21 protein-coding genes are annotated in these 26,987 nt (G+C 50.2%); 8 read left to right on the top strand and 13 right to left on the bottom strand.

Annotation, left to right across the window (positions count from 1 at the left end; all coding sequences use genetic code 11):
• Positions 1-4: 4 nt before the first annotated feature.
• The 10 genes from HF320_RS03860 to HF320_RS03815 form a co-directional block, all read right to left on the bottom strand.
• Entirely contained in the window at positions 5-1,336 is a 1,332-nt protein-coding gene (locus tag HF320_RS03860) for a hypothetical protein (protein ID WP_169277144.1), read from the bottom strand.
• Between the two features lie 289 nt (positions 1,337-1,625).
• Complete coding sequence (locus HF320_RS03855) at positions 1,626-2,609, bottom strand: hypothetical protein (protein WP_022387298.1); 984 nt, start codon at positions 2,607-2,609, stop codon at positions 1,626-1,628.
• Between the two features lie 364 nt (positions 2,610-2,973).
• The gene (locus HF320_RS03850; RefSeq protein ID WP_169277143.1) at positions 2,974-5,220 is read right to left on the bottom strand and encodes a KAP family P-loop NTPase fold protein; all 2,247 of its coding nucleotides are present in this window, start codon (positions 5,218-5,220) and stop codon (positions 2,974-2,976) included.
• Positions 5,221-5,424: 204 nt separating this feature from the next.
• The gene (locus HF320_RS03845; RefSeq protein WP_248276617.1) at positions 5,425-6,780 is read right to left on the bottom strand and encodes an RES family NAD+ phosphorylase; all 1,356 of its coding nucleotides are present in this window, start codon (positions 6,778-6,780) and stop codon (positions 5,425-5,427) included.
• Between the two features lie 372 nt (positions 6,781-7,152).
• On the bottom strand, positions 7,153-8,607 hold the full coding sequence (locus HF320_RS03840; RefSeq protein ID WP_169277141.1) for a sugar nucleotide-binding protein: 1,455 nt from the start codon (positions 8,605-8,607) through the stop codon (positions 7,153-7,155).
• A 110-nt stretch (positions 8,608-8,717) separates the two neighbouring features.
• On the bottom strand, positions 8,718-9,737 hold the full coding sequence (gene rfbB / locus HF320_RS03835; RefSeq protein WP_169277140.1) for a dTDP-glucose 4,6-dehydratase: 1,020 nt from the start codon (positions 9,735-9,737) through the stop codon (positions 8,718-8,720).
• Between the two features lie 13 nt (positions 9,738-9,750).
• Positions 9,751-10,650 (bottom strand): glucose-1-phosphate thymidylyltransferase RfbA, encoded by a 900-nt coding sequence (gene rfbA / locus HF320_RS03830; protein WP_169277139.1) that lies wholly within the window; start codon positions 10,648-10,650, stop codon positions 9,751-9,753.
• Between the two features lie 3 nt (positions 10,651-10,653).
• A complete protein-coding gene (locus tag HF320_RS03825; RefSeq protein ID WP_169277138.1) occupies positions 10,654-11,019 on the bottom strand; it encodes a DUF2304 domain-containing protein in 366 nt (121 codons plus the stop codon).
• Complete coding sequence (locus tag HF320_RS03820) at positions 11,016-11,717, bottom strand: glycosyltransferase family 2 protein (RefSeq protein ID WP_169277137.1); 702 nt, start codon at positions 11,715-11,717, stop codon at positions 11,016-11,018. Before HF320_RS03820 ends, HF320_RS03825 begins: the two co-directional genes overlap by 4 nt.
• Before the next feature lie 312 nt (positions 11,718-12,029).
• Positions 12,030-12,824, bottom strand: a complete 795-nt coding sequence (locus HF320_RS03815; RefSeq protein ID WP_169277136.1) for a glycosyltransferase — start codon at positions 12,822-12,824, stop codon at positions 12,030-12,032.
• Positions 12,825-13,272: 448 nt separating this feature from the next.
• On the opposite strand from HF320_RS03815, the gene HF320_RS03810 reads away from it, so the two are divergent.
• From HF320_RS03810 to HF320_RS03785, 6 genes are all read left to right on the top strand, one after another.
• Positions 13,273-15,045 (top strand): phosphotransferase, encoded by a 1,773-nt coding sequence (locus HF320_RS03810; protein WP_349290697.1) that lies wholly within the window; start codon positions 13,273-13,275, stop codon positions 15,043-15,045.
• Between the two features lie 2 nt (positions 15,046-15,047).
• Entirely contained in the window at positions 15,048-15,989 is a 942-nt protein-coding gene (locus HF320_RS03805; protein WP_169277135.1) for a DMT family transporter, read from the top strand.
• Between the two features lie 181 nt (positions 15,990-16,170).
• Positions 16,171-17,157, top strand: coding sequence for a glycosyltransferase family 2 protein (locus HF320_RS03800; protein WP_169277134.1), 987 nt, complete (start codon positions 16,171-16,173; stop codon positions 17,155-17,157).
• A gap of 9 nt (positions 17,158-17,166) precedes the next feature.
• A complete protein-coding gene (locus HF320_RS03795) occupies positions 17,167-18,168 on the top strand; it encodes a glycosyltransferase (RefSeq protein WP_169277133.1) in 1,002 nt (333 codons plus the stop codon).
• Positions 18,169-18,173: 5 nt separating this feature from the next.
• Complete coding sequence (locus HF320_RS03790) at positions 18,174-19,616, top strand: lipopolysaccharide biosynthesis protein (RefSeq protein ID WP_169277132.1); 1,443 nt, start codon at positions 18,174-18,176, stop codon at positions 19,614-19,616.
• Positions 19,606-20,649, top strand: a complete 1,044-nt coding sequence (locus HF320_RS03785) for a hypothetical protein (protein ID WP_169277131.1) — start codon at positions 19,606-19,608, stop codon at positions 20,647-20,649. The genes HF320_RS03790 and HF320_RS03785 overlap by 11 nt, the downstream gene beginning before the upstream one ends.
• Before the next feature lie 128 nt (positions 20,650-20,777).
• Here HF320_RS03785 and HF320_RS03780 read toward each other — a convergent pair whose 3' ends face one another.
• From HF320_RS03780 to HF320_RS03770, 3 genes are all read right to left on the bottom strand, one after another.
• Positions 20,778-21,962, bottom strand: a complete 1,185-nt coding sequence (locus HF320_RS03780; protein ID WP_169277130.1) for a glycosyltransferase — start codon at positions 21,960-21,962, stop codon at positions 20,778-20,780.
• A 70-nt stretch (positions 21,963-22,032) separates the two neighbouring features.
• Positions 22,033-24,525, bottom strand: coding sequence for a GH25 family lysozyme (locus HF320_RS03775; protein ID WP_169277129.1), 2,493 nt, complete (start codon positions 24,523-24,525; stop codon positions 22,033-22,035).
• 139 nt (positions 24,526-24,664) lie between these two features.
• Complete coding sequence (locus HF320_RS03770; RefSeq protein WP_169277426.1) at positions 24,665-25,342, bottom strand: GDP-mannose 4,6-dehydratase; 678 nt, start codon at positions 25,340-25,342, stop codon at positions 24,665-24,667.
• A gap of 174 nt (positions 25,343-25,516) precedes the next feature.
• On the opposite strand from HF320_RS03770, the gene HF320_RS03765 reads away from it, so the two are divergent.
• Together HF320_RS03765 and HF320_RS03760 are read left to right on the top strand one after the other, a co-directional pair.
• Positions 25,517-25,957 (top strand): DUF4869 domain-containing protein, encoded by a 441-nt coding sequence (locus HF320_RS03765; protein ID WP_349290707.1) that lies wholly within the window; start codon positions 25,517-25,519, stop codon positions 25,955-25,957.
• Positions 25,957-26,934: a translation initiation factor 2 gene (locus HF320_RS03760; protein ID WP_169277127.1), complete on the top strand. Its 978-nt coding sequence runs from the start codon at positions 25,957-25,959 to the stop codon at positions 26,932-26,934. The genes HF320_RS03765 and HF320_RS03760 overlap by 1 nt, the downstream gene beginning before the upstream one ends.
• The last annotated feature ends 53 nt before the right edge of the window (positions 26,935-26,987 follow it).

Below are 26,987 nucleotides of genomic sequence, written 5' to 3'. Positions count from 1 at the left end.
GTAATCACAAGTAAGATTTATCGGTATAAAAGCTGAAGTGCCAGTTTTTAAGTTGCGAATCAGCATCCCCGTTGTCATCAACAAACTCAGAGAGCATATCCGCACCGTCGGTAATTGGGCAGCGATCGCCCTCGTATTTCATAAAAGGAAAAGCACCATCTCTGGAACCAGAAGCAAACACAAAACCTGATGGGTTGATTGCCCAACAGACATATGCATCCTTTCCACGAGAAAGCAACAACGATCCGTTGCAGCCGTTGGGCAAGAAGCGGTTAAACGCCTCGTCCAGAGACGAATAGGCACCGGAATCCATCCAGCTCCGATTCTCCAAACTTGCAATTGTCCAAAGAAAGGACTTCATCTCTTCCAGATATGTCCAGTCAAACCATATCCCATCTTCATCGAACCCGCTCCTCCCTTTGCCCGATTCAAACCGCTTAACCTTAGCGTTGGCGTTGGCGGCGTTCGTGTCGACCTCACGCTTAAAAGTAGCCAAGTAGGAAGCTTTTTCAGGCGGTCTTAAACATTCAAGGTACTTTTGGGCATTCCGTCCGTTGAAATGTCTGATGTATCGAAAGTTTGGAAACAACGCTATTGCGATATTAATAAACTCCTTTGCAGGCAGGTTCTTCTCCACAACGTTAATGCGCATGTACATCGATTCAAGCGAAGCATAATAGGCAAGCGCGAAAACATAGGGTGCGATGAATATTGGGTACCAGATTGAAAGAAACAGCAAGCTTAATTCATCGCCCCAGTCCATAGAGGACCAGGCATTTGAGAGCAGCAACGTTGCTGCAACAAAAACAATGATGCCCAAAACAACCCTCATGTTTTCAAACAAGCGTAGATTGGATACATCACGTCTGGATGAAAATAGGGCATAGCCAATACCCAAAAACAAAAGGACTACTTGAAGAGCAACTTCAAACAGAATCGGGAAACAGACCAAGTTGATATAGAAAGACGTTAGTGCGCCAAAGCCGACTTCGGGCACAATCAATTCGTTTTTAATTGAAGTGACCGATGTTGCCTTAGAAGCAATATACATGGAGGGAAACCCAACAAATACAACCTCAAGAATCGTATCCAGCAAGATGCCTGTATTCCAAAACCCGCATTCAAACGCGCCGTATATCAAAAGCGCGGAGTATGTCACAAGAATGAGCGCAGGAATCAGGATTTTTGGATTTAGCGCAAGTTTGATAACATCAGCAAGCGATTTAATAACGCTTAACAACTTACCCTTAGCCAGAAGATAAATCGCTAAAAGACCTATCAATATAATTGAGGCATATTCACGGTTATCCATTTGTCCGATGAGAGTTGCAGCCACCCATTGGACTCCACTGAGGATCAATCGAGCCCCCTCCTTAGCCATGTTTAATCTAGACTCAAGATCTCGCCGAGCATCACCCCACCTCCGCCGTCACCATGGATATCTACACCCACGTGAACATTGACTCCAAGCGCGAGGCAGCCGAGACGCTGACGAAGGCGATGGCCGCCGCGCAGGCGGAGCCTAATAGTAACGCCGCTTCTATCAAACGTCATTGCTCCGGTGAGCTTGGTGGATACTCATCGGTAAGAGAGCCGAGGCGTCCAAACCTCATGAAAATGGCAGTTTAACCCTTGGCCAAGCCAGAGACATATCCCAACGCGTCAGGAAGCGACGAGCTCACGGCATCCAACAGCACGAAGAGCTTGATGCAAGTCTTGCGTCGGACCGGCTTGTACATCATGCCGTGATCGAGGAAGTTCCGGTTAAGCTCGCCTTCTCGCTCGCGGTTGAAGTCATCTCCTGACCTGAAGAAGTAGTCCACGGCCTCGCATATGTTGACAAAGTCGATTATCGAAATGGCCATGGCGGGGAGTTCACCGTCACTTCCATCTGAAAGCGAACCTTTCAGCTTTTTCAGCTCGCGAGACCAAGACCTTTGTTTACGCGTGCCCCACTCATCTCGTCTCGGCCCACAGCATGCGCGAAACAGCTCTCGGTCAATAAGCGAGCAAAGCATCATGGCACAGGGCTTATAGTGCCTCTCGCGGAAAAGCACGACGGCCTCGCGAAAGTCGACTTTCTTGGCAACGCTGCCCTCAAGGCCAGCAATAAGGGCGTCAACATCGAGGAATGAGAGGTAGACGGCATCGGCCTCCCCCAGCGTCGAGGGGCAGTGCGGCGGGGAGTTGTAGGTGAACTGGTCGTTCGTGATTGCCCAGCCATACGAGCCCCAACGCTTTGAATCCTCAAGGATGGCCTCCCAGTCGAGCGATGCGCCTATCTCCGCTAGCCGCTCCATCAAGGAGGCTATGTTCGAGCACACGGACTCCCGGAACTCGTCAAGGACACCGAACCGGGAGCTCAGTTGCAAGCTAAGCTGGGCGGCAAAGTTATAGAGGCCTTCGAGGTTTTTGGTGAACTGCTCGGTTATGGCGCGCACGGAGTCCTGGATCTGTGCAAGGCCTTTGAGGTGCGGGGCACTCGCGCCCCAGATGGCGTCCGGAGTGCCAGAAGAAAGCTTCACGATGGCGCCAGAGCGGGCGGCGGTATCGTGAAGCTTATATTCGTTAGACCCCGAGCAAGCACCGCCCTGTTGTTCATTAGACAAAGTTAACTCCTAACACGCGACAAACGGCCAGTCCAAGGGCTGGTCGCATAGCCGGTCCAAAGAAACGTCCGCATCCCCCGATCACTTCCCCATACGGCATTGGACCAAAATTAGGACGAGCAACCCCAGCGAACACTTCAACAGCGAGATCGGCCGCCGAATCCGCGTCGTCGGCCGATCTCCGACAGGAAATCCGAGCTGATGCCGGTGACCGCCAGGCTGGAATAAACAGTCGAAAACAAATGGGACCGCAGGCGCTACCTGGACGTATCGCTGCTCGAAACGGGGTTTAGGGCATTAACGCCGGTGGCCCCATCTAGACATCGACAAATTTGCGAATGATCTTTGACGGTACCACCCGTCATCACGCCCTCCTGCTATCTCGCCTCCAACACGCAAGGAGCCTACCAGCTTTCTCGGCAGAGATCCTATCCCCACCGTCATCGCCTCCATTCGCAACGCAGAAAGCTGCCGCAATCAGCTGGAAGTCTTCCGGCAACTCGAAAAAGCTGCCGTCTGCGCGCGCCTCAGCAAGAAGACCGTCGATCTTTGCGAGCTCAACCACCTTTGCGACACCAGTCTTATCGAATGAGAAGCTCGTTACTTCGCCGCTGCCCAGCGAGGTGTAACGCACCGGCCCGAACGAGAGAAAAGACGCGCATCCCGCCCCGTCAGCATTGGCAACCCTTTTCGCATAAGCCATGAATTCATTGGGTTTACGTTCCTTGAGCAAGATCAACGCATAATGACACTCATCGACTAGGAACAGGTTCCTCGCGGTGGCGTCCTCGCCCACCTTGGCGCAAACGGCATCGGAAAGCTCGAAAATGTCGCCTTCGGGCAAAAGCGTATTGCAGCCACCGTTTCCCCTGTCATTCAGGCTGTTCAGCTGAGATATCAAGAAAGGCGCGAGCGGATAGATCACTCTCCCCTTGCTCTCGTCCACCGATGCTCGCAGGATTTCACCAGACTTGGCAGGCCCCAACTGTTTGAACAGCAACTCGATGAGTCTGAGGAGTTCCAGGTCGGCGCTCGTCGAGGCCAAAGCGGCGTAGCTCTTTTCCCTACTCAAACCCAAGGCCAAAAGGCATGCCTTGGCGACGACTTCGCCACGTTCTTCCTCCAACGTCGATACACGGGCCCTCATAGCCGACACAAAGTCGATCATGCTCGCCGCTTCAGCGTGCTTGCGCAGGGCTTCGAGCAACACTTCGCCCTCGCTCACATTCAACGCATCCTGCACCTCGTGAACATCGATGCCGTCCGGCATGTTCGAATGGAAGTATAGATCGAAGGAATCGGCCCGCCAGATACCGTTCAAACTCTCCCTCGAGTAAGAGACGCAATGACTCATGCCAGTTTTATTTGCCACCTGCGGGAAGATCCTGCAGACGGCCTCGACCGCCCACTTGGCCTCGGAGCTCGGGACTATCTCAGAAAACTGCGCCTCCAAATTGGCGAGGTTGTCTTTCAGATCCATGTTATTCATATATAACGACGATCCGATTGTGCCGCAAAGGAAGTCCTTGTGCACGCGAATCCAATCTACGAGCTTTGGCACCTTGAGCTCCAGCACCGCCAAGGCGACAACGTCCTCGAAGCAGCAGAATCGCGGCAGAATGCTCAACTTCGCCTTCAACGCATTCGTGAACCGCCGAACCTCCCTTATGGTGAAGAGCCGATTGTTCAGAAACGTCAGGCAGACGCCGTTCCACCTGTTGTCGTCGAGGTCCTCCTGCCTGTAGGCAAACGCCTCGAAAATCGCGTTGATGTCCTTGAGAAGTATCCGCTCCAAATCGCCCGATGAAATGGACGGTAGGCGCACAGGAACCTGGACCACCTTCTCCAGGTATTCGGCGCCATCGCACTTCTGGACCTCACTTAAAGCCCGCGTAACCACCTCCTCATCGAATGAAAGAAGGTAGTTTATCTTGGGGAGCTTCGCCAGAGAGGCGACGAGCTGAAATACCATACGCACCTGATCGTTCGGCAGCCTATCGATATCGTCGATGATCACTACGACCCGCCCATCGAACTTGAGGAGCTCCTCCTCAAGTCTCTGTTTCTCCGCGGAGACGCTTCCCGCCCTATCTGCGGATTTCCTCAACTTGCTCGCCAAACGATTACCGAAGGCGGGCACAGCAACGCCTGCAAGCGGCGCGCCCGCCAAACTGGCAGCGGCGCCGGCGGTAATTATCAAGGCTTCAGAATATGCCGCAAAGGCATTGAGCACCTCGGGGCGCTTACCGCGCAGCTTGCTGAATAGCGTGCGCCGCCCATGTGCATCTTTATCAAGCGCACCCCCGACTTCCTTAAGGAACTGAGCGAGCAGCTGCTCGGCCGTGAGGTAATTCCAGGGCTCGAAACGGACGACCGAGACTCCCGCCTTGCCGTCATCGTTTTTTCGGGAAAGCGCATTTTCGACGAGGTTTATAACCGAAGTCTTGCCTGAGCCCCAAGGCCCGTACAAACCAATGACAAGCGACTCAGGGCCAGCTGCGGATTTCAGAATACCAGCCAGTCTCTCAGCGAAAGGGATCCTTCCGATAAGATCTTGTTCCCTCGCCTTGATTGGTGTATCGGTGGCAAGAGATAGGTTGGAATTATCCAAGGCCACTGCCTCCCATTACAGTTAGAAATGAGCTATTCGATGCCCCCCACATTAAATATGCGTTCACTAGAATCGGCTTGTTTACTCGTAGGGGGGGGCTAGCGCCGATGGTAGACCGCGGCGGCATAGCCTGCAATCTCCCCCAGTGCGTACATGAGTTAGTCGTAGAAGCCAGCCGCATCGAATCCAGCTGTCATATCAGCCTCATTCGATGGGAACCACACGCATGGACGCGATGCGGAACAAGCCGTCGTCCCAAACTACGTAGTTGCTGTACGTCTTGCTGCCGTAGTATTTGATCCCGTCGATGCCGGCATGGCGGCAGCATTGGGCAACGAAGTTCGGCACGAGGTACTCCGGCGGAATGACCTGGTTGGTGTTGGTGAATGGGAACCGAAGGTACTTCAGGAAGTAGTTGGTCCCGCGGCCCACGCCGGAAAGGTCGATGAGGCGGACATCGCGCTTGCCCTCTATCTCGGCGACCTGGGCTTCGTCCTCCGAACCGTGCTTTCCAATCTCCTGCATCGCGCCGTGCTCTGTGTCGGAGAAGTAGTAGTAAGCCTTCTGCGGGCCGTTAAACCTCCCCGCTTTCACAAACAGGCGGGGTGCTTTGGCCATGTCGTCCTTGAGGTACGGGACCGTCCCTGCGGGCTTCAGTCGAGCATGGTAATAGACCGGCCTGTCGAACGAAATCGTATCCCTCCAGTCACGAACCGTCTCCCAGATAATCCTACCGGCCTTGCAATCCTTTGCGAAGGCGGGGTCATCCGAGCAGAGCTGCTGAAGCTTCATCATATCAACCTCGGTCAGCCCCTCAAGGAAGGACAGGGATGAGGTCAGGACGTTGAACGAACGAACGTTCGCGGATATCTCGCCGGAATCGTCGCCGACGCAATTGCAGGCCCCGGAGTCCGTCTCGGCGTCCGTCGCGAGCAACCTCTTCCCCTTGATGTCGACCGAGACATTCTCGCTAACGGAGAGCCGCTCGAGCGAGGCCTTGCTGAGGTCCCTCACGAAGGTCTTGGTACCACGCGGCATCGAGCCGCCGTAGCCGAAATCCCCGAGGGAATCGACAAGTCCGCCGACATTGCCAAGGAGGGCGATGTCGGGGCCCCTGACGGTCAGCCCGGAAAGGCTGCTGGCAAGGCTCTCGTAGACGCCGAGGTAGTCTTTGGACGCAAAGCGGTCCGCCATGTCCCGAATGGCGGGCGTCTGGAGCGAGGCCGTACATGCCGCAAGAAGTTCTTGCTGGGCGGAAACAACCTTCACGACCTCGGAAGCTCGATAGGAAGAGAGCCAGCCGCTGGAGTTGATGGAATCGAGGACCGCATGAATGGAGTCGAGGCGGACGCCCGCCGTAATGGACTTGATGCTGTCGGCAACTGCTTCGAGGGCCGGCGCCATACTAGCGTAAACCGCCTCGGACGTCTTATGCATCATCTCGGTATATGCGACGGACTCACTCAGAGCCTCCGCCATGCTGAGACGCATCGCCTCCGACTCGCGCAGCGCCTCGGAGAGGTCCGTGCGAGCGGATGCGGAATCCTCGTCAGCCCTCATCTCATCCACCGTAGCAATCGACTCCCCTCACCAAATGGCCTGACCTGTCTTCTATCCGAATCGCCATGGCCGCAGCCTGCGTCAGCGGCGACCCGCGACTCGCCTCCCTATCATACCAGCCGCAAGCGAGAAGACCTTTCCCGGACTCCTGCGCAGGGCAAAAACGAACACGAAGTAGAGGGCGACTTGGATACTAAGAACGGTCGAGCCTCCTCGATCTCATGGAAGAGAGGCTGCCCTCGACAGCATCTGCAGGGCTCGCAATTAGCTTGGCGACAGCCGCCGCTCTTGTCGCGGCAGGGCTTTACGCCAGACAAAGGAAAAGCCACCGTTAAAGAACGGCGGCTTTTGCCCTCGCATATTTAAGGGGGACTAGAGCGTCTTGAGGTACTCCCCCAGCTCTTCCTCCCAGTCGGGCATGTGGAAGCCGGCGGACTCCAGCTTGGACAGATCGAGCGCGGAGTTGACCGGGCGCGGGGCGATGGGGCCGGCGGCGCTGGCGTAATAGTCGGCGGTCGACACCGGCACGACCTTCCCGCCGTTGCCGTTGGCGGCCTCGAAGACGGCGCGGGCGATATCGGCCCAGCTCTTAACGGCACCCGAGCCGGTGCAGTCGTAGGTGCCGTAGGGGGCCTTGTTCTCCAGCACGTGGAAGATAGCCGCGGCCATATCGCGCGTGAAGGTCAGGCGGCCCAGCTGGTCGTCCACGACCGTAATCTGGGTGAGTTTATCCTCCGGGTCGGCGACGCGATCGGACAGGCCCTTCATGGTCTTGACGAAGTTGTGCCCCTCGCCGATGGCCCAGGAGCTGCGCATGATGTAGTGGCGCGGGCAGCCGGCCACGGCGATGTCTCCCGCTGCCTTGGTCTGGCCGTAGACGGAGAGCGGGCTGAAGGGCTCGTCCTCGTCGTGGACCTCGGCCGTGCCGTCGAAGACGTAGTCGGAGGACACGTGCACGAGCGTAATTCCGTGCTCGGCGCAGGTGCGGGCGAGAAGAGCAGGGCCCGTCGCGTTGGCCTTCCAGGCGATCACGCGGCCCTCGGGAGTCTCCGCCCTGTCCACCGCGGTGTAGGCTCCGCAGTTGATCACGGTACCGTAAAGCGACCAGTCGTAGCGCGAGTACGCGGCCGGGTCGGACATGTCGAAGGTGTCGATGTCGCAGAAGTCGAAGTCCTTGGCGACGCCGCGCTCCTCGGCAAGTGCGCGGACCGCATGGCCAAGCTGGCCGTTGCAGCCGGTGACCAGGGTGCGTTTAGGCGCCATGGGGACGACGTCCTTCAGCATCGGGTGGTTGAGGTCGGCCTCGGACACGGTGGCCTCGTCGAGCGGGATCGGCCACTCGATGGCGAGCTCGGGATCGGCGAGGTTCACGAAGGTGTAGGTCTTCTTGAGCTTCAGCGACCAATGTGCATTCACCAGATACGTGTAGGCAGTGCCATCCTCGAGGGCCTGGAAGGAGTTACCCACGCCACGAGGCACGTAGATAGCTTTAGAAGGGTCCAGCGTGCAGGTAAAGACCTTACCGAAGGTCTGTGAGCCTTCACGAAGATCGACCCAAGCGCCAAAAACGGAGCCACGTGCAATACTGATGAACTTATCCCAGGGCTCCGCATGAATGCCGCGGGTCACGCCACGATTATCGTTGTAGCTAATATTGTTTTGAACAATATTCAAGTCGGGAATCCCAAGCGCAGTCATCTTCGCGCGCTGCCAGTTCTCCTTGAACCAACCGCGGGAGTCGCCATGGACTGCCAAATCGAGAACTTTAAGCCCTTCGATTCCAGTCTCAGCAACAGTCAGGTCTTTCTCAAATGCGATGTCCGCCATTTAAGCGTAGCTCCAATCAAAGATAGGTGCCCTTGCGGGCCCAGGATCATCCCCATGCCCCTGGGCCCGCAAGGGCACCTATGGCTGCAATGCTTTGTCTGCAGGAGTTCTTACTGCCCTTGGGCACGATACCGTGCTTCAGTAGCCTCCTTGGCCGGTCGCCACCATGCCTCATTGGCTACATACCAATCAATGGTTTCCTTCAGGCCCTCAGAAAAATCGGTATGAGACGGTTTCCAACCAAGCTCACGCTGCAGTTTGCTGCTATCGATGGCATAACGGCGATCATGACCAGGGCGATCGGCAACCCAATCGAAGTCCTCGGGGTCGCGCCCCATGGCCTCGAGAATCATACGAAGAACGGTGATGTTGTTGCGCTCGCCGTTGGCACCAATGAGATAGGTCTCTCCCATTTGGCCTTTGGTAAGAATGTCCCACACAGCGCTGGAATGGTCCTCGGTATGAATCCAGTCGCGGACGTTCTCACCCTTGCCATAGAGCTTCGGACGCACGCCGTCGATGATGTTCGTGATCTGACGCGGAATGAACTTCTCCACATGCTGATAGGGACCGTAGTTGTTCGAACAATTGGAGATAGTGGTCCGCAAGCCATACGTACGAGTCCAAGCACGCACGAGCATGTCGGAGGAAGCCTTAGTAGAGCTGTACGGACTCGACGGATGGTAGGGCGTCTCCTCGGTGAACTTTGCCGGATCATCGAGAGGCAAGTCACCGTAAACCTCATCGGTAGAAACATGGTGATAACGAATGCCGTACTTGCGTACCGCCTCGAGCAAACGGAAGGTCCCCTCCACGTTAGTGCGCAGGAAGGGCTCGGGATCCGCGATGGAGTTATCGTTATGGGACTCCGCCGCATAATGCACGATGGCGTCATGGCCAGGGACCAGCCTGTCCAGCAGATCGGCATCACAGATGTCGCCCACAACGAGCTCCACGCGATCAGACGGCAGACCCGCAATATTCTCGGGGTTGCCAGCGTAAGTCAGCTTATCCAGAACCGTCACGTGAACCTCTGGGTGATTGTTCACGACATAATGCACGAAGTTGCTACCAATGAAGCCGCAGCCACCCGTAACGACGATGTTTTTAGGCTCGAAGATTTCAGACATATTCAAATCGCTCCTAGTACTCGCGGGGGCTATTGACAATCTCGCCGGCCGCGACCTTCTTGAGGTGCTGACCGTAAACGGACTTGCCGTAGGCCTTGGCAGCTTCGAGAAGTTGATCGGTTGTAATCCAACCGTTCTCCCAGGCAATCTCTTCGGGAACCGAAACGGGCAAATCCTGGCTGTGCTCCACAGCACGGACGAACTCCGCAGCCTCGTGCAGGCTCTCCATGGTACCGGTGTCGAGCCACGCATAGCCGCGGCCGAGGGTGACCACGGAGAGGATTCCCTCATCCAAGTACATGCGATTAAGGTCGGTGATCTCGAGCTCGCCGCGGGCCGAAGGCAGGACCTTTGCCGCCCTAACCGCGACATCACCCGGGTAGAAATATAAGCCCGTAACAGCATAGCTGGACTTGGGGTGCTCAGGCTTCTCCTCGATGGAGACAGCCTTCCCTTGTGCATCGAACTCCACTACACCAAAGCGCTCGGGATCGTCGACATGGTATCCAAACACCGTGGCACGACCAACGCTGGCATTCTCTACAGCCCTCTTGAGATGGCGGGAAAGGCCGTTGCCGTAGAAGATATTGTCCCCCAGAACAAGTGCACACGGCTCGCCAGCGATGAATTGCTCACCGATAGTAAAAGCCTGCGCAAGGCCATCCGGCGAGGGTTGCTCAGCATAAGTAAGGTTTACACCGTAGCGTGAACCATCGCCAAGCAGGCGCTCAAAATTGGGTAGGTCCGTTGGCGTCGAGATAATCAAAATATCCCGGATACCCGCCAACATGAGGGTAGATAGCGGGTAGTAAATCATGGGTTTGTCGTAAACAGGCAGCAGCTGCTTGCTAGTCACAAGCGTAAGCGGGTACAAACGCGTGCCCGACCCGCCAGCAAGGATGATACCTTTCATAGACTAGCCTCTTTCCACATGGCTCTCGTCATTGCGATGACGTTCGTATTTCTCAATCGCCAGCTGTTGAGTAAGCTCGCGAAGCTTTGTGTCAAGCTGGGAAAGACGGACACTTAGCTTAAAGCAGACAATCAAAAGGATAAAGATGAAGAAGAGGAACACGAAGTTCGAGGGCGACATGGTGCCAACGAGATTCGAAAGCCAGAAAAACACCTGCGGGAAGATGCTAACAAGCAGCAGAAGCGCTGAAAAGCAGAACCAGAATAGAGAGTCCTCGAGACGCATCTTGGAATCGCGAATTTTCATGGTCATATAGGCAAACGTGAGCAAAGACGCCGCGAACAGCGTAATGCGAAGCGGAAGCGTCATGCAGCATCGCCCTCCAAGCGCTTACGGAAGAACTGGATAAACAGAATAGACAGTGTCATGCGAAGCATATACTTAGCGGAAGATTTCCAGTTAAAGTAGCTCTCCCCCGCCTCGCGCTCTGCCATAGTTACGGGAACCTCGACAACCTTGGCGTTGGCCGATCGAATGAGATACGAAACGGTATCAGGCTCGGGTCCCATATTGAGACCAAGCGCAAGAAGCTTAATCATGCGGGCATTAAAGGCGCGCATGCCGGACGTTGGATCATGAATCGTCTCACCCGTAGTGAGCTTAATGGCAGATTGGATGATATTGCTGCCAAACATGCGAAGCGAGGTGCCCTTGGGGTGATTGACAAAGCGCGAACCGATTGCAATATCACACGTCTCAATGGCTTTTTCGAGATCGCGAATGTACTGCGGCAGATGTTGGCCATCGGCATCAAACTGAATGGCGCAGTCATATCCATGCCGATAGGCATATTTAATACCCGCCTGAAATGCACCAGCAAGACCAAGGTTGCAAGGAAGATCCAAAAATGGATAGCCGTTATCGCGGCACACCGCAACCGTGCCATCGATGGAACCGTCATTAACAACTAGAAAATCAACCTCAGGAACAGCAGTCATTAACTTAGCGACCGTATTCCCCAGAGATGCTTCCTCGTTGTAGGCGGGAATAATGATTAGTGTCTTCAAAACTAGCTCTCAAAATCACGGTAATTGGTTTTAGCAGATAGTATAATACCGTAGTTTATATAATATCGAACTGTTCACGCTTTTGATTTGCCCCATTTGGCTGGGACAGCAATTCCAGTTTCAGATATACAAGGTAAGCACTAGAAGAGCGAGTAAAAACAATAGCTGGAGCAAAACGAAGCCGACGGCGCCGAGCCATATAGCTTTGTGGCTTAAAGATACATGACTTGGCAACATATATAAAGAGTCTGATGAACAGACACCGCAACAGCAGCGTGCCAGCCGATACCTATATATAATGCTCCAGTTTAATTAGATAGAATTGCTACGCATCGCAAGCGAATAAGCGCAGTTAATTATGCAGGCCACCGGTTTTGGCCAAAATTTGCTCAGCATCCTCAAATCCTCGGCACTTCTCGTGTCGTCTTTAATCAAAACGCTTGTTTCTGAGCCTGAATGGATTCGATGCCTAACAAGAATGTCATCCGAATAAACAAACGAGCCCTCAATTTTCGAAAAACGCTCCCAAGCTTCCCAATCCAAATTGGACTTCATGTTGTCCAAGAACAATGGAACGGGAAGGGCACCAGTGTTGAACGTTACGGACGGGCAACATATCGAACACCCGAACGACAGCAAGGCCCTTTTTCGCTTAATCGAGTCAAGGCACCCTGCTTTTCTAATATCTCGAAGCAAGTAGCGTTTAATCGCTAATAATGCGCTGTCATCAACTTCTTGATTGCCCCTTAATTCTCCATAGTTAGAAAAAAAGATCAAAGGCATGGCACATGAATTCATCATTTCCAGCATTCTCGTAGAATAATCAGGAAGATAAATATCGTCTTGGTGGGCAATGGTAACCAGAGGGGTTTCACAGTGGGCGACCGCGCAGTTCCAGTCGTGCGAAATGCCGGCCTCCCCTTCATTCACAAATAACGGCAAGCCAAACTTAGTGGAAACACTTTTGATGTATGCATTGGGAGTCGACGTCGAAATGATGACTCTGGAGCGCACGCACTGATTCAGGAGCGAGAGTACACACTTTTCTAAATACGGCGATTCTTTATATGCACACAACACAAATGTATGGTCATTTGACTCAAACAAGTAAATCCAGGCTCCCTCTATTATTCAAAAGTCTTACTCAGTGAATCAAGAAACACAGAGCTATTACTGAATTCCATCTATAGGGCGTATCTATAGTTCTTCATCCATCATACCAACCATATCTCATTCGAAGTCGCCAGTAACTCATTATCACCTAAAACCATCCCGTCAGATTACAAATCGCTCAGCGAGCCATTGCAGTCTGAGCCGACCAAAAGGCCGGCTCCTCCACATTTACAGATACGTTTGAGCCGCATCGACGATCGATGGTTGCTGCCTCTGTCGGCCGTCTGCCCCGACCCGCAGAGGGCTCCGAGGGGCGTTGCCGTCGGGATTGAATTACACCATGCTCTGTTCAGTCTATGTAAGGTTTCACCGTAGGTTGAACATATCGTTCAGTTAATCTATATTAATAGCAAGTAATGAACACCTTAATCGGAGGCCTACAGTGGAACTGAACAAGCGCAACTTTACGGTTCTATATGATTACTTAAAGCACCCATATGCCAGCCAGCGAGAAGTTGCCGAGCATACCGGTCTTTCACTTGGATCGGTAAACGCAGCAAATAAAGAACTCACGAATGAGGGCTTTCTTGCATCTGACAGTCTAACCGACAACGGCTATGAAGCACTCCACCCCTACAAGGTTGAAAACGCTGTGATATTGGCGGCAGGTCTTTCGAGCCGATTCGCCCCCATTTCGTATGAAAAACCTAAAGGCCTTTTAAAAGTGCGCGGCGAGATCCTTATTGAGCGACAGATTAGGCAGCTGCAAGATGCGGGCATCACCAACATCACCGTCGTCGTCGGCTATAAGAAAGAGTACTTCTTCTATCTTGAAAGCAAGTTCGGCGTATCAATTGTCGTCAACAACGAATATGCATCCAAAAACAACCACGCATCGCTTATGTGCGTAAAAGAGCGACTTGGTAACACCTATATTTGCTCAAGCGATGATTACCTTCTGAATAACCCATTCGAGGCATATGTCTGGAAAGCATTCTACTCTGCTCAATATGCTGAAGGCACGACTAAAGAATGGTGCATACAGACAGGGGCAATGGATAGAATCACCAATGTCACGATCGGTGGTTCCGATGCGTGGTACATGCTTGGCCATGTTTACTTCGATAAAGCCTTTTCACATGTTTTTAGGCAAATTCTCGAAGTGGAATATGGTAAGCCGGAAACGGCGGACAAGCTCTGGGAGGATCTTTATATCAAGCACATCAAGGAGCTTGATATGGTGATCAAAAAGTATCCCGAGGGCGAGATAAACGAATTCGACTCTCTTGATGAGCTGCGCGCCTTTGACCCGCATTTTATCGAAAACGTTGACTCGGATATCTTCGACAACATCGAGCAGGTGCTCGGCTGCTCAAAATCAGAGATTCACGACGTTTATCCCCTCAAACAAGGTCTGACGAATCTATCGTGCCACTTTAGGACTAACGACGGAGAATACGTCTACCGCCATCCGGGAGTCGGAACCGAACTGCTCATCAATAGAAATGGAGAAGTGACCGCACTTAAAAAGGCCAAAGAGCTCGGTCTTGACGACACGTTCATCCATGAGGACCCAAAACGCGGGTGGAAAATATCAAAGTTTGTTCCAAATGCCAAGCAGCCCGATCCGCATGACGCTGCCCAGATGGACCGAATGATGCAGATGTGCCGTTCGCTTCACGAGAGCGGCGCTGACGTTGAAACCAAATTTGACTTCTACGTTGAGGCGAAGCGCTACGAATCGCTCCTTCTGGAGAAGGGCCCTATCGACATCCCGGGCTACAAGGAAATGGCCGCCGAAATCGATGAGTTGGAGCGCTTTGTCCAAGCCGACAACGCGCCGAAATGCCTTTGCCACAATGACTTCTTTTACCTGAATTTCCTTATCGATGAAAAAGACAAGTACTATCTCATCGATTGGGAATATGCCGGCATGAGCGATTATGCGAACGATTTTGGAACGTGCAGCGTCTGCTGCGAGCTTTCCGAAAATGAAGTTGACCGCGCGCTTGATGCATATTTTGGACGCAAGGCAACAAACAACGAAGTCGCGCATAACTATGCACACATTGCCCTTGCAGGATGGTGCTGGTACCTCTGGGCTCTTCTCAAGGAAGCCGAAGGTGACTTCGTGGGCGAATGGCTCTATATCTACTTTAATTACGGTGCCAAATACCTCAAAAAGGCACTAGAAATCTATCGGAAAGGTATGTAACGATGCAGTTCGGCTTTTTTAGCGGCCTTCTTTGGGGCCTCGATACGGTAATTCTTGGAATCGGCTTGGCGCTCGCGCCCTATATCGGATCGGCAGAAGCGCTTGCGTGCGCCTCTATTGCAGGTTCTTTTCTCCATGACGCCTTCTGCGCGATCTGGCTCTTTAGCTACATGGGGATCCGAGGCAGGCTAAAAGACACGGTCGCCGCGCTTAAAACTCGTTCGGGAAAGGTCGTCATCGTCGGCGCTTTGCTCGGAGGGCCTATTGGAATGACTGGCTACGTATTGGCAATCAATAATATCGGAGCCGCCTATACAGCAATTATCTCTGCTTTTTATCCTGCAGTCGGAGCTTTTCTCTCGTTCGTTCTGCTAAAGGAGAAAATGAGCAAAGGCCAGATCCTTTCCCTTCTTATTGCCCTTTGCGGCGTAATGACGATGGGCTATCTGTCGGCTGGATCAAGCGAGATCGCAAACGCCCCTCTCGGCCTGCTCGGCGCAGTGCTTGCGGTAATTGGATGGGGATCCGAGGCGGTGCTGTGCGCATGGGGAATGAAAGATGATGCCGTAGACGACAAAACGGCTTTGCAGATTCGAGAAACTACAAGCGCGCTTGTTTATGGAGTACTTGTCCTCCCCTTCTTCGGGGCATGGCATTTCACGCTGGGCGCCATCCCGAGCATGCCCACGCTGATAATTGCACTCGCCGGTCTTGCAGGAACAGCTTCCTATCTGTTCTACTACAAGGGCATCGCTGCCATCGGAGCGGCGCGCGCGATGGCTCTGAATATCTCCTATTCGGCATGGTCGGTAGTATTTGGCCTGATCTTGCTTGGAACAATTCCAGACATGGCGTCAGTAATCTGCTGCATAGTGATTGTATGCGGAACGGTTTTGGCTGCTAGCAACTGGAATGAGCTATTTGGACGCAATCGGGCAGCATAGCTTGATTTATGCTACAGGGTAGCATTCCGTTTATCGCAACTAACTTTTTTGCATAATCATTCTTCTTGAAAGCATCCTAGCAAGCATAAATTGGGATAAGTTCTTCAGTAAAACGGAGAATTGCATTTAAATGTGTCAGCAGTAGGATAATTGTAAGTAACGTATATAGATAAGGAGACAGATGGGCAAAGAAGTATCAATCATAGTCCCGATGTACAACGTCGAAAAGTACATCGAGAGATGTCTCTCTTCACTGAACAACCAAACAGTTGAATCCTATGAAGTGATTTGTATTGACGACTGCAGCCCTGATGGATCCGCTGAAATTGCTTCACGTTTTAGCAATAAATATCCCAATAAGTTTAGGTTATATCGCAATGTGACCAACTTCGGGTTAGGCAAGACGCGCGAACGCGGCATTAGCCTGTCGGAAGCCCCCTACATCATGTTTATCGATAGCGATGATTATGTCGCAGATAACTATATTGAGACATACTTAGCTGAAGCTAAAGAATCAAATGCAGAGGTTGTCATAGGCGGTTACTCTCGTGATGTCGATGGCAAAATTACTCCGCATTATCCAACAAATAGTGACTGGAGCTTGATTTCCTATACCATCGCATGTGCAAAACTATATAAGAAATCATTTTTGGAGGATAAAGGGATACATTTCAGCAGTACACGCTGCGGTGAAGATATATTTTTCAGCTCAAAGATTTTTTTAGCTGAACCCAGTTATTCAGTTCTTGAAAAATATGCCGGCTATTATTACTACTTTAACCGTAACTCAATCACGAGTTCTGCGAAAAAAGACCGGCAGCTTGAACGCTACATTGCAGGAATCTATGACGAATTGTTCGATGATGGAGCTTTCGATAACGCAGAGGATAGGAAACTCCACATGCTCGAGTATTGCTACTACGCAAACATGGTTAATGCTCTGGTCGTTTATGGAAAAGGCTGCGGTAAGAAACGGATGCAAGAGAAGGTCACATTCGTCTTTAATCACGCCGCCACTCTTTTCAAAAACTCTTTAGCAAACCCACTACTTCGATCGCCGTTCATCAAAGGCGAATCGATGAAAAGGAGCATGGGCGTTTATCTTGCCCTGATGCTGCACCGACACAATCTTGATCAACCTTTTTATAATTTAGTTTCAAAGCTGTAGGACACTTAAGTGAAGTTAGTTTCGATTATTATCCCCATATACAATGCAGAGGAATCAATAAAAGCCTGTCTGGAATCAATTTTCGCACAGGACTATCAGCGATTCGAAGTAATTGCTATTGACGATGGCTCCACGGATGGCACGCCTGCCGTGCTCGACAATTGCAAGCAGGCGGATGGCCGCGTAAAAGTAATCAGGCAAATGAATGCGGGCGTATCGGCGGCTCGAAATCGCGGAATTGACGCATCCTCTGGCGACTATGTAACTTTTGTCGACTGCGATGACACTCTTCTTCCTAACCATATCTCAAACCTTGTGAACTCAATCAGCGATGTCGACCTAGCTATCACCTCATATTTAAGATGTGAAGATAGGAGGATGACCAGTGTCACAACCCACGCGGTTAACACATCAATTCCCCTTGATAAGACTCTATTAACCACACTATTCAGATCAGGCCTGCTGAGCCCCGTCTGGAATAAACTATTTAAGAAATCGATACTGGATGGTCAATCGATTAGATTTGACATTAGGCATGGATTAGGCGAAGACGCTAGTTTTGTATTTCAGTATCTACTACATTCGAATAAAAACATTTGCATTAGTGGAACCGCATCATACAAATACGCCCAATCTTCAGGCGGAACATTATCCACCAAGTTCGTGCCAAACTTTCAAGCTTGCATCATAGAAGAATTTGAGAATTTTATCCTGCTGTATCGATCCCTTCCGCCCCTAAATAACGAAATAAGCCCAGTTCTTCGTGATTATTTAGCAGCATTGATTGTTTCAATGGACAACCTCTACATCCACAAGGCAGAAATGAGCGGTACCGACTACCGTAGATTGATAAAAGCCTGTAAAACTGAAATTGAAAAGTGGGTCAAATGCTACCGTAAGGAAATTGGATTCGATGCGATAATCATTTGGAGAGCATGGTGCGTTACACACGGCCTCCATTACGTTGATTACTATATCCGTGTATTAGTTAAAGCAATACTACAGAAATGAAACGCATGAACCGTAAAGAGCGGATTTCCGATTCACAAAAGACGCTCCACACCGCCTTTTCCAATACTATTGCCAATGTAATATCTCTCGTCATTGGAACCCTTGTGGTCTCCGTGACGACACGTGTTATGTCTCAGGACGATGTGGGTACCGCTGCCACTTTTCTAGCGAACCGCAACACAATTGCTATATTGGTTACTTTTTCTATTTATGCATATGTTAATAGGGGTCTAGTCCTCCATGACGAGGATAAAATTGGTTTCCTACAATCAGTTACTTATTTCTGCATACTTGTAATCTTCGCTGCATTCATCATAGCGCTGCCATTTAAACAGCTGCTAATGAATCTTCTATCGCTCGATCCGTTTCTATATTACTGGCTTTTTGTTAGCTTACTTTCCTATACGGTATTTTTAGTAGCAGACTATTACTGCATTTACTCAAATAAAAGCGGACTCGTCTTTTGGATAGTAATTGCAACTGGCCCAATTGGACAAATACTATCGGTTATCTTTGCCGTTCTAATGCCATCAAATAAATATATTGGACGCGTGCTAGGCCTCGATGCTGCATATGTACTCGTTACACTTATATTCCTCATAGGCTTTCTCTTCAAACAGAAAAGGCCCACATGGCGTAAGTGCCTAAAATACATACAGGAAAGTTTATCTTTTACATTACCGCTTCTTCCGCATCTACTTTCCCAAATGCTCTTGACGCAATGCGACCTGATACTTATTTCCTATCTATGTGGAACAGACAAGAGCGGAATATATAGCATGGGCCACACCGTTGGAAATCTTGCCTTTACCGTAATGACGCAGATAATGTGCGCTTGGTCCCCTTGGGTATACAGGAGAATGAAAGAGAACCAATATGCGCCGATTAAATATGGAAGCGAGTTCTTGATGGCGCTCGGGGTATTTCTATCTTGCGGCTTAATAACTGTCTCACCCGAACTTGTCCATCTGATGCTACCTTCCAGCTATGCGGTCACAACCTCAATCATCCCCATGCTCGTGTTTGCTATGTATTTTCAGTTTTTGTTTACACTTGTTTATGATCTTGAGTACTTTAGGAAAAAACCCCATTGGATTGCACTTCAGTCTTCCATTGCCGCGGCATCAAATGTTGTTCTCAATATCCTTATAATCCCAATTGCAGGATATCAAAGTGCCTGTTATTTAACCTGCATAAGTTATGCAATACTACTTTTAACCGGATTGGCTATGACAAGGAAGCTCGATTTTAATTCAATCTATAACTCAAAAGCATTGCTACTCTCAGTTATATTTATGGGAGGCTATTCATTGTTAGGAATCGCGGTTGAAAACAACCTTGTTATCCGATATTTACTCATGATCACGGTTACGTGCTTCCTATTGTATAGATATAGAAATATATTAAATAGCCAGCTAAAAGAATTTATGAGGTCAAATGGGCAATAAACTACTAATTACAACCGGTTACATGGGATCTGGATCATCTGCATATACCGATCTGTTATCTGAATACAAGGATCTTCAATGCAACAACGGTTCTTTCGAATATGTATTTCTTCATTGTCCTAACGGCGTATTTGACCTTGAAGACAAGCTTCTTATTGGAAATAATGCCATCCGAAGTGATGAAGCGTTACATTCTTTTTTATCAACAATGAAAGACCTGTATACCAAGAAGCATTGGTGGCCAGGGAACTACGCGAGTAATCTCTCTCCGCATTTTTATACGCTAGCGTGTGACTTTGTTAGATCACTAACAATAATAGAGTCTGATTCCTACTGGTATTACCAACAGAATCTATCGACTCTAAAAAGCTTTTTTAATTTGCTTCTTAGAGTCGCGAGCAAAGCACACATTTCTCCCAAAAATGCCATTCTACTTAACTATCACCCGATGCTTTTGGCAATTCCCACACATGAAGAGTTTTATAAGAATGCAAAGTTGTTTATTTACGCATGTCTGAATGAGATGGGCCTAAATGACCACTCCCTTTTAATTGACCAATTGATGCTGCCTCATAATCTATGGCGAATGGGCAACTATTTTAACGATGACACCTATGCAATTGTTGTCGATCGCGATCCCAGAGATGTATTCATTCTAAATAAATACTACTGGCACCCCGCTAATCAAGCAGTACCGTTTCCGCTTGATGTAATTTCTTTCTGCAGCTATTATCGGGCGATGCGAGAAAGCGTGAAGCCCTACGCCAATAATCATATCATCGACGTTCATTTTGAAGATTTAGTTTATTGCTATTCAGATACCTTAAGCTTGCTAGAGACGCGCATTGGCTATAAACCTGAGGATCACATAATGCGTTTCGATAAATTTGACCCTCATGTTTCTATTAATAACACCCAGTTATTCAAGAATGACATGTATCGAGATGAAGCAAAGTATATTGAAGAAAATCTAAAAGAGTATCTGTATTCTTTTCCTTACGACAAGCCTGATCACGATGGTTTGATTTTTTAGGTAAAGATGCGATCGGGTTTCTTTCGTTTATATTTTCGTCAATACCTTAAACGCAAATGCACGGGGACCTTTTATGAAAAAGATCCCCGTGCATTTTTGCTAACATCGCGAATAACCTACAAAATTCATTAATGAGCGCCGTGCATAACCTCATTCAAATAGCCAATTAACTGGCTGTAAATAAGGCTTGGTTCGAAATCTGCAACCCGTTCTGGCGCCCTCTTTGCATAGGTAGAATATAGCTCAGGACTAGTAATTAATTCTTCAATTGAATTAGCCATGTCTTCAGGATTTTGCACCTTACAGAGAATTCCATACCTGCTATTTCCCAATATCTCACGCGGTCCGCTGCGAACATCAGTCGCAATTACAGGCTTTGAAAAATATAAGGCTTCAAGAATTACGTTGCCAAGTCCCTCCGCTGCAGCGCTGGCGTGAATCAAAAAATCACATGCCGCGAAATATGGAGCAGGATTATCAATTTGTCCAACTAAGTGAACGTAATTATCCATATGCTCTTTATAAATAAAATCGATCAGCTTTTGCTTTTCAGGACCATCACCAACGATAACCAAATGACGCTTTTGCTTTAAATTGGCATTAAGAATCTTTAGCGCACGAATCGGTGTGTAAGGATCCTTTTCCGGATAACTAAGCCTCATTACCATTAAAGCAAATTGACCAAATTTGGCTTTCAGGTTTGAAACGATGTCAGGCTGAATCTCTCTTTCACCTATGGTAATTGGATTATAGATAACTTTTTTCTTAACCTTAAAACGAGTGTGTACAGCCTGGAATTCTTCATCTCCTTCAACGCCAAGACAAACAAGGGCGTTAAAGCGTTGATACAGAAGAGGAAAACCTTCGCTGATAATAGCGTAGGAAGAAATAGTTCCATGGAGCCAAGCGACCCTTTTAGATGATCTAATGAGCCCCTTCGAGACAAAAGTAAGGTCATTAAAATGCCCTGAAAAAGCAATAGCAATATCAACGGCAGGAATTGTATATCTAACAAGAGGCTTTATAGCAACGTCAATGGCTCCACAGAGAGTTGAAAACAGCGGATAGGCGAACTTTCCCCACACGGGGCGACGTGTTAAAGATACATAGCACTCAGGAGAACATAGCTTTGAAAAAGAAAGTGCGTGATACTGAATTCTGCTATCTAACTGATGAACAAACTCATTCTTTTGGGGAGAAAGATTCACGACGACAATCTCGTGACCCGCATTGCAGAGGGCGTTGCAGTAATCGATTCCGACACGCTCGATTCCTCCGCACCCTAAACCATCAAATACAAATGCAAGCTTCATTAAAGTATCAGTCACTTTCTACTATCTTAGTTATAGCTCATAGGGCGAATCAAACCAGCTGATAAGCGACCTATACGAACGGTCTGAGAACACCCTTGATCGGATAACCTACATATACGCTATGGACACGGACTCCATAACGAGGAGATGCCGCTTCTATAATCTGGTCATTACCCAAATAGATAGCAATATGACCGTTGTAACAAATCAAGTCTCCTCGCCGGCGCTGAGAGAAATCGAGATGCTTAAACTTTGGATCATTCCACATATCATTGGCATAATGGTCATGGCCAGGAGTGTAGTAATGATCCCAGGGCGTATAGCGACCCAAATCCATACCAGTTGCATATAAACACTGCATTACAAGTCCAGCGCAATCAACACCAACGCCAGGCGCACAAGAATAATCCCAAATATAAGGTGTGGTTCCGACATAATCATATGCTCGAGTAATCATCGCGTTAACGCATTCATCCCTTGTGGCGCTAACCGAGATCCTTGACTCTGTTCGATAGCCAAAGATGCCTTGTCCAAGATGCGGAATAGTAACTGACTTGCTAGAAACTTGATAGTAATTAGAGGGATTTTGATATCCCCAATAAATACAGCTGCCGTCTGAATTGAAAGTTCTAATGTAACCATCAATCATCAGTGAACCGGTTACCATTCTTCCACCGTTATTTGGATTGAGATAATACCAGCTTTGTCCAACCTTTTTCCACCCAGTTGCCATTGCCCCGCCGTTATCGGGGTCCAGCCAATACCACGAGCCTAAATCCGATACCCAACCGGTACGCATAATTCCATTTGATTTATCTAAGTAATAATAAGCAGAACCATTCCAATACCAGCCTCGATGCATAATCCCATTGGAATCAAACAGATACCAATTTTCATCAATCCTCTGCCACCCAGTTAATACATGGCCCTGTGAATCAGCATATAAACGATCGTCGCCACAGTCGACCCATCCCGATAACACCTCAGTGAAGGTTGCGTCTTTGTAGAGCACTCCATCTTTAACCGCCATACAAAGAACACCATCGTTGGCAGCGTAAGACAAAAAACCCTCGGGCATCTCGACCCAGGCCGACCTGGCGCAGGCCCCGCCGTTGGCGGGGTCGAGCCAGTAGCTCTTGCCGTCGATCTCGACGGCACCGGTCAGCATCCTGCCGGACTCGGGGTCGGTGTAGTACCAGGCGGAGCCCTTCACCCAGCCGCGGACCATCTTGCCGCCGGAGGCGCCGTAGTACCACTCGCCGTCCTTCCTGACCCAGCCGCTGGAGAGCGCGCCGGAGGAGGAGAAGACGTACCATGTGCCCTCGACCTCAGCGGGACCGGTCGCCATTGCGCCCCCCTTGGCGGGATCGAGCCAGTACCAGAGGCCGGAGATCAGCTTCCAGCCCTTATACGGTTGTCCATCTGCGGAAACGTAAAAAACGCCGTCTTCAGTTTTTTCCCAGTGATCGCGAGTTGAAACCCTGTACCAGTAATTGATATCGCAATACCCATCGATGCCCGGCACAGTAGAAAGGCATGAATACTGCCAGCAGTCAAACTTGGCAGGATACTCCGGACCCAAGCCCAAAGAGGCGTCATAGCGCTGTCCATACCGATACTGCGCAGTCCAGATGTTCCAGCCGCTATTGGTAAAGCACGGGTCGGTCAGGATGTTTTTGAACCAGCTGGCGTTCGCATAGATACCGGGAGTGTAGCCAGCAGCAGAGATCGTGTTGCAGAATGCCGTAGCAATCGTCGCATGATCGGTATCTTTGATGCTGTTATCTTCAAGGTCAAGGTATACCGGCAGCGTAGGATTATGGCCCTTTAGCAGCGCAATGATATGGTCTGCACCCTTCACGGCATCGTCAGCATTCTTTGCATACGAATAAGCGTATACGCCGTAAGGAATACCCAGACGCTCGCACTCAGTCACATTGCGCTGAAAATAGCTATCGGTATACCAGCCATCCGGCTCGCGAGCATTGATGTTGCCAATCTTCAGGATTGCAAAGTCAATACCTGCATCCCTGACTTTCTGCCAATCGATATCTTTCTGGTGTCCGCTTACATCGATACCCTGCAACGTAGCGCCTTCGGGCATTTCGCGCATCGAGCGAGACTCGATGCCGAGGTCAGTTGCATTGTCATCCTGCAAGTCGCTACGCAGTTCACCGTTCTGGTAGCGCCAGGAGTTTGCCTCGCTGTCACCGATCACGGTGTCATCTGTCGTCTGCTCGTCCCCGGCATCGAGAGACTCGGGGGCCGCAGCGTCCTCCCCGTTTGCTGCCACATCTTCATCCGCAGCACCGGTGAGGGTTGCTTTGTCTTGCGCCGCATCCGCAGAGTCAGCGTCTTTGCTCACCCCATCGGTTGTGTCATCAGACACGTCCCCGGCAGAGCTATCCTGTGCACTGGATGCATCAGCCACCTCGGCAGCAGGCTGCTGAGCTTGCAGCGTAGCAGCATAGACAGCCATAGGCTGCAGGAGCGCCGACGCACACAGCACGTAGGTGAGAGCAATAGCAGCAGCTGCTTTGATTAGATGCTTAAATCGATTCATGAAGACGGCCTTTGCAATTTCTAGACAATTACGCAGCAATCATTTTAGCAGGCTGAGCTTCTATACATATTGCATATTGTGAAATGCCAGCCATCGCAAGGCAATATATCTGAGAAATGGCCTCCGGCACCCTTCGGGATTAGTCGGCCAAGTCGCGCTTGTTCATTGCCGTTTGCGCCGCGATGACCTCCTGCAGTCCAGATTCAAAATCATCATGAATGGAGGCCCATCCGAGCTCGCATCGCAGCTTGGACGCATCAATTGCATAGCCCCGATCATGACCGGGGCGATCACTCACCCAATCGATGAAGTCGCGGGGCTTGCCCATTGCCTCAAGAATCGTCTGCAGGACCTCAAGATTACTCCGCTCACAATTGGCGCCAATCAGATAAGTCTCCCCCAGCTTACCCTCATTCAGAATGGTCCATACAGCACGGGCATGGTCATTAACGTGAATCCAATCACGAACATTTTTGCCGTCACCATACAGTCGTGGGCACCTACCGCATCTAATACTCTCGATCGCTGCAGGGATGAACTTCTCTTCGTTTTGCAGCAGACCATAGTTGTTGCAGCAATTCGAAATAGACACCGGCAAGCCATATGTACGAGCCCAGGCGCGTACGAGCAGATCAGAGCTCGCCTTGGATGCTGCATAGGGAGAACCCGGGCGATAGGGCGAATCCTCCCTAAAGCGCACGGGTCTTCCAAGGCAAGATCGCCAAAAAACCTCGTCCGTGCTTACATGATGGAAGCGAATGCTGTGCGCGCGAGCAACTTCGAGCAAACAATACGTACCTTCAACGTTCGTTTTTATGAACGGGGCCGCATTACAAGTTCTAGGTCAGTTGCGAACGGCTCTGTCCGCTCAGTATCTATTCATCTGCATTTGCCCTGCTCATCAGTCGGCGCTTCCGCCAAAACCACGCCGAGCAAATCAAGCTATACTTAAACCCAATAAATGACTCAGAAAGGTGCACTCTTGCTCACCGTGCATTTTGGCGACATGGAAAACGTTGTGTACAACACGTCGGTGTATTTCAACAACGTCTATTCCCCCAACTGGTTTGAAGACTCCTTTGCGCAGCGCATCATCAAATCGATTGACCGTGGAACCGTCCTCGGCCCCAATGCGATCGAGACCAGAGCCCTGGGCATCATTCCTCCCGAGAAGCTCTCCAGCGGAACCAAAACGCTTCTACTCATGCACTTTATGCCCAACATGGTCTACAACGCCTCAAACTGCGGCGACAACTGCTCGTATTGGATTTTGCGAATCGCGGCTAAGCAGAACATCACCATCAATCTTTACCATCTTATGGATTTTGGTAAAGGCAAATTTACCATGACCGTCTCCAACACTGGCGACATCGTCCACTCCATGAACGAGCTTATCCCCATCGCGCTCCGTTGCCTAAAGGAGACCGCATAATGCGCGGCGAGCACCTCATCACCGTGGCGAACAACCGGGTTAAATTCAAACTGAATATCCGTCGTAACCTGACCATTCTCCAGGGCAACAGTGCAACCGGCAAAACGACCCTTCTTGAGCTTATCGATCAGTTCGATCAGCTAGGACCGGATAGCGGCGTCTCTGTTGTATGTGATGCCCCCTGTCACGTCCTTTCCGGGCGCAATTGGAAACGCAATCTTAAAGAAATCAGTTCAAGCATTGTTTTTATCGATGAAGACAGTGCGTTCATGCGCTCCCATGAGTTTGCTCACGCCGCAAGAGAGAGCGACAACTACTATGTCCTTGTAGCACGCGAATCCCTCCCCCAGCTTCCCTATAGTGTGGATGAGATCTACGGACTAAAAAACACCAATCGGGCAACGACCAAGTATCCCGTCTACTCCCGGATATACACGTCGACGTACCGCATCTACGGCGAACAATCGTTCTCGGGGCAACGCCCCGAGCTTGTTATCGTGGAAGATTCCAACTCTGGATATGAATTCTTTAGCGCTTTATGCCTTAAAAGCGGCATTCCTTGCGTAAGCGCAAAGGGAAAGTCGAATATCTACTCGACCATTCTTGCAAGCAATGCAACCAGCTTCCTGGTTATTGCCGATGGTGCCGCTTTCGGACCCGAGATGGAAGCCGTCTATGCACTCACAAGGCTAAAGAACATCGAGCTTTTCTTACCGGAGTCCTTCGAGTGGCTCGTTCTTTCCTCGGGGCTATTCAACGATACTGAAATGCGAGAGATGCTCGAGCATCCAGCCGATTTTATTGACTCGGAGCGGTTCTTTAGTTGGGAGTCATTCTTCACCGATGCTCTCATCCAAAAAACTAAGGACACCTATCTTGCTTATCGCAAGAAGGAACTCAACCGCGAATACCTAAAGGAACGCGCGGCAAGTGCCATTGAGGCAACGCTCCCAAGCTTGGGCTTTAACGCCTCGTAACTCCCAGCCCCATCCCCCAATGTGTCACATTAAACCTGTCGATTTTTTGACAC

Origin of the sequence: Collinsella acetigenes, assembly GCF_012844445.1 — a bacterium.
Classification (GTDB): Bacteria; Actinomycetota; Coriobacteriia; order Coriobacteriales; family Coriobacteriaceae; genus Collinsella; species Collinsella acetigenes.
Note: the sequence above shows the minus strand (reverse complement) of the source record. Positions and strands in the feature narration are given on the sequence as shown.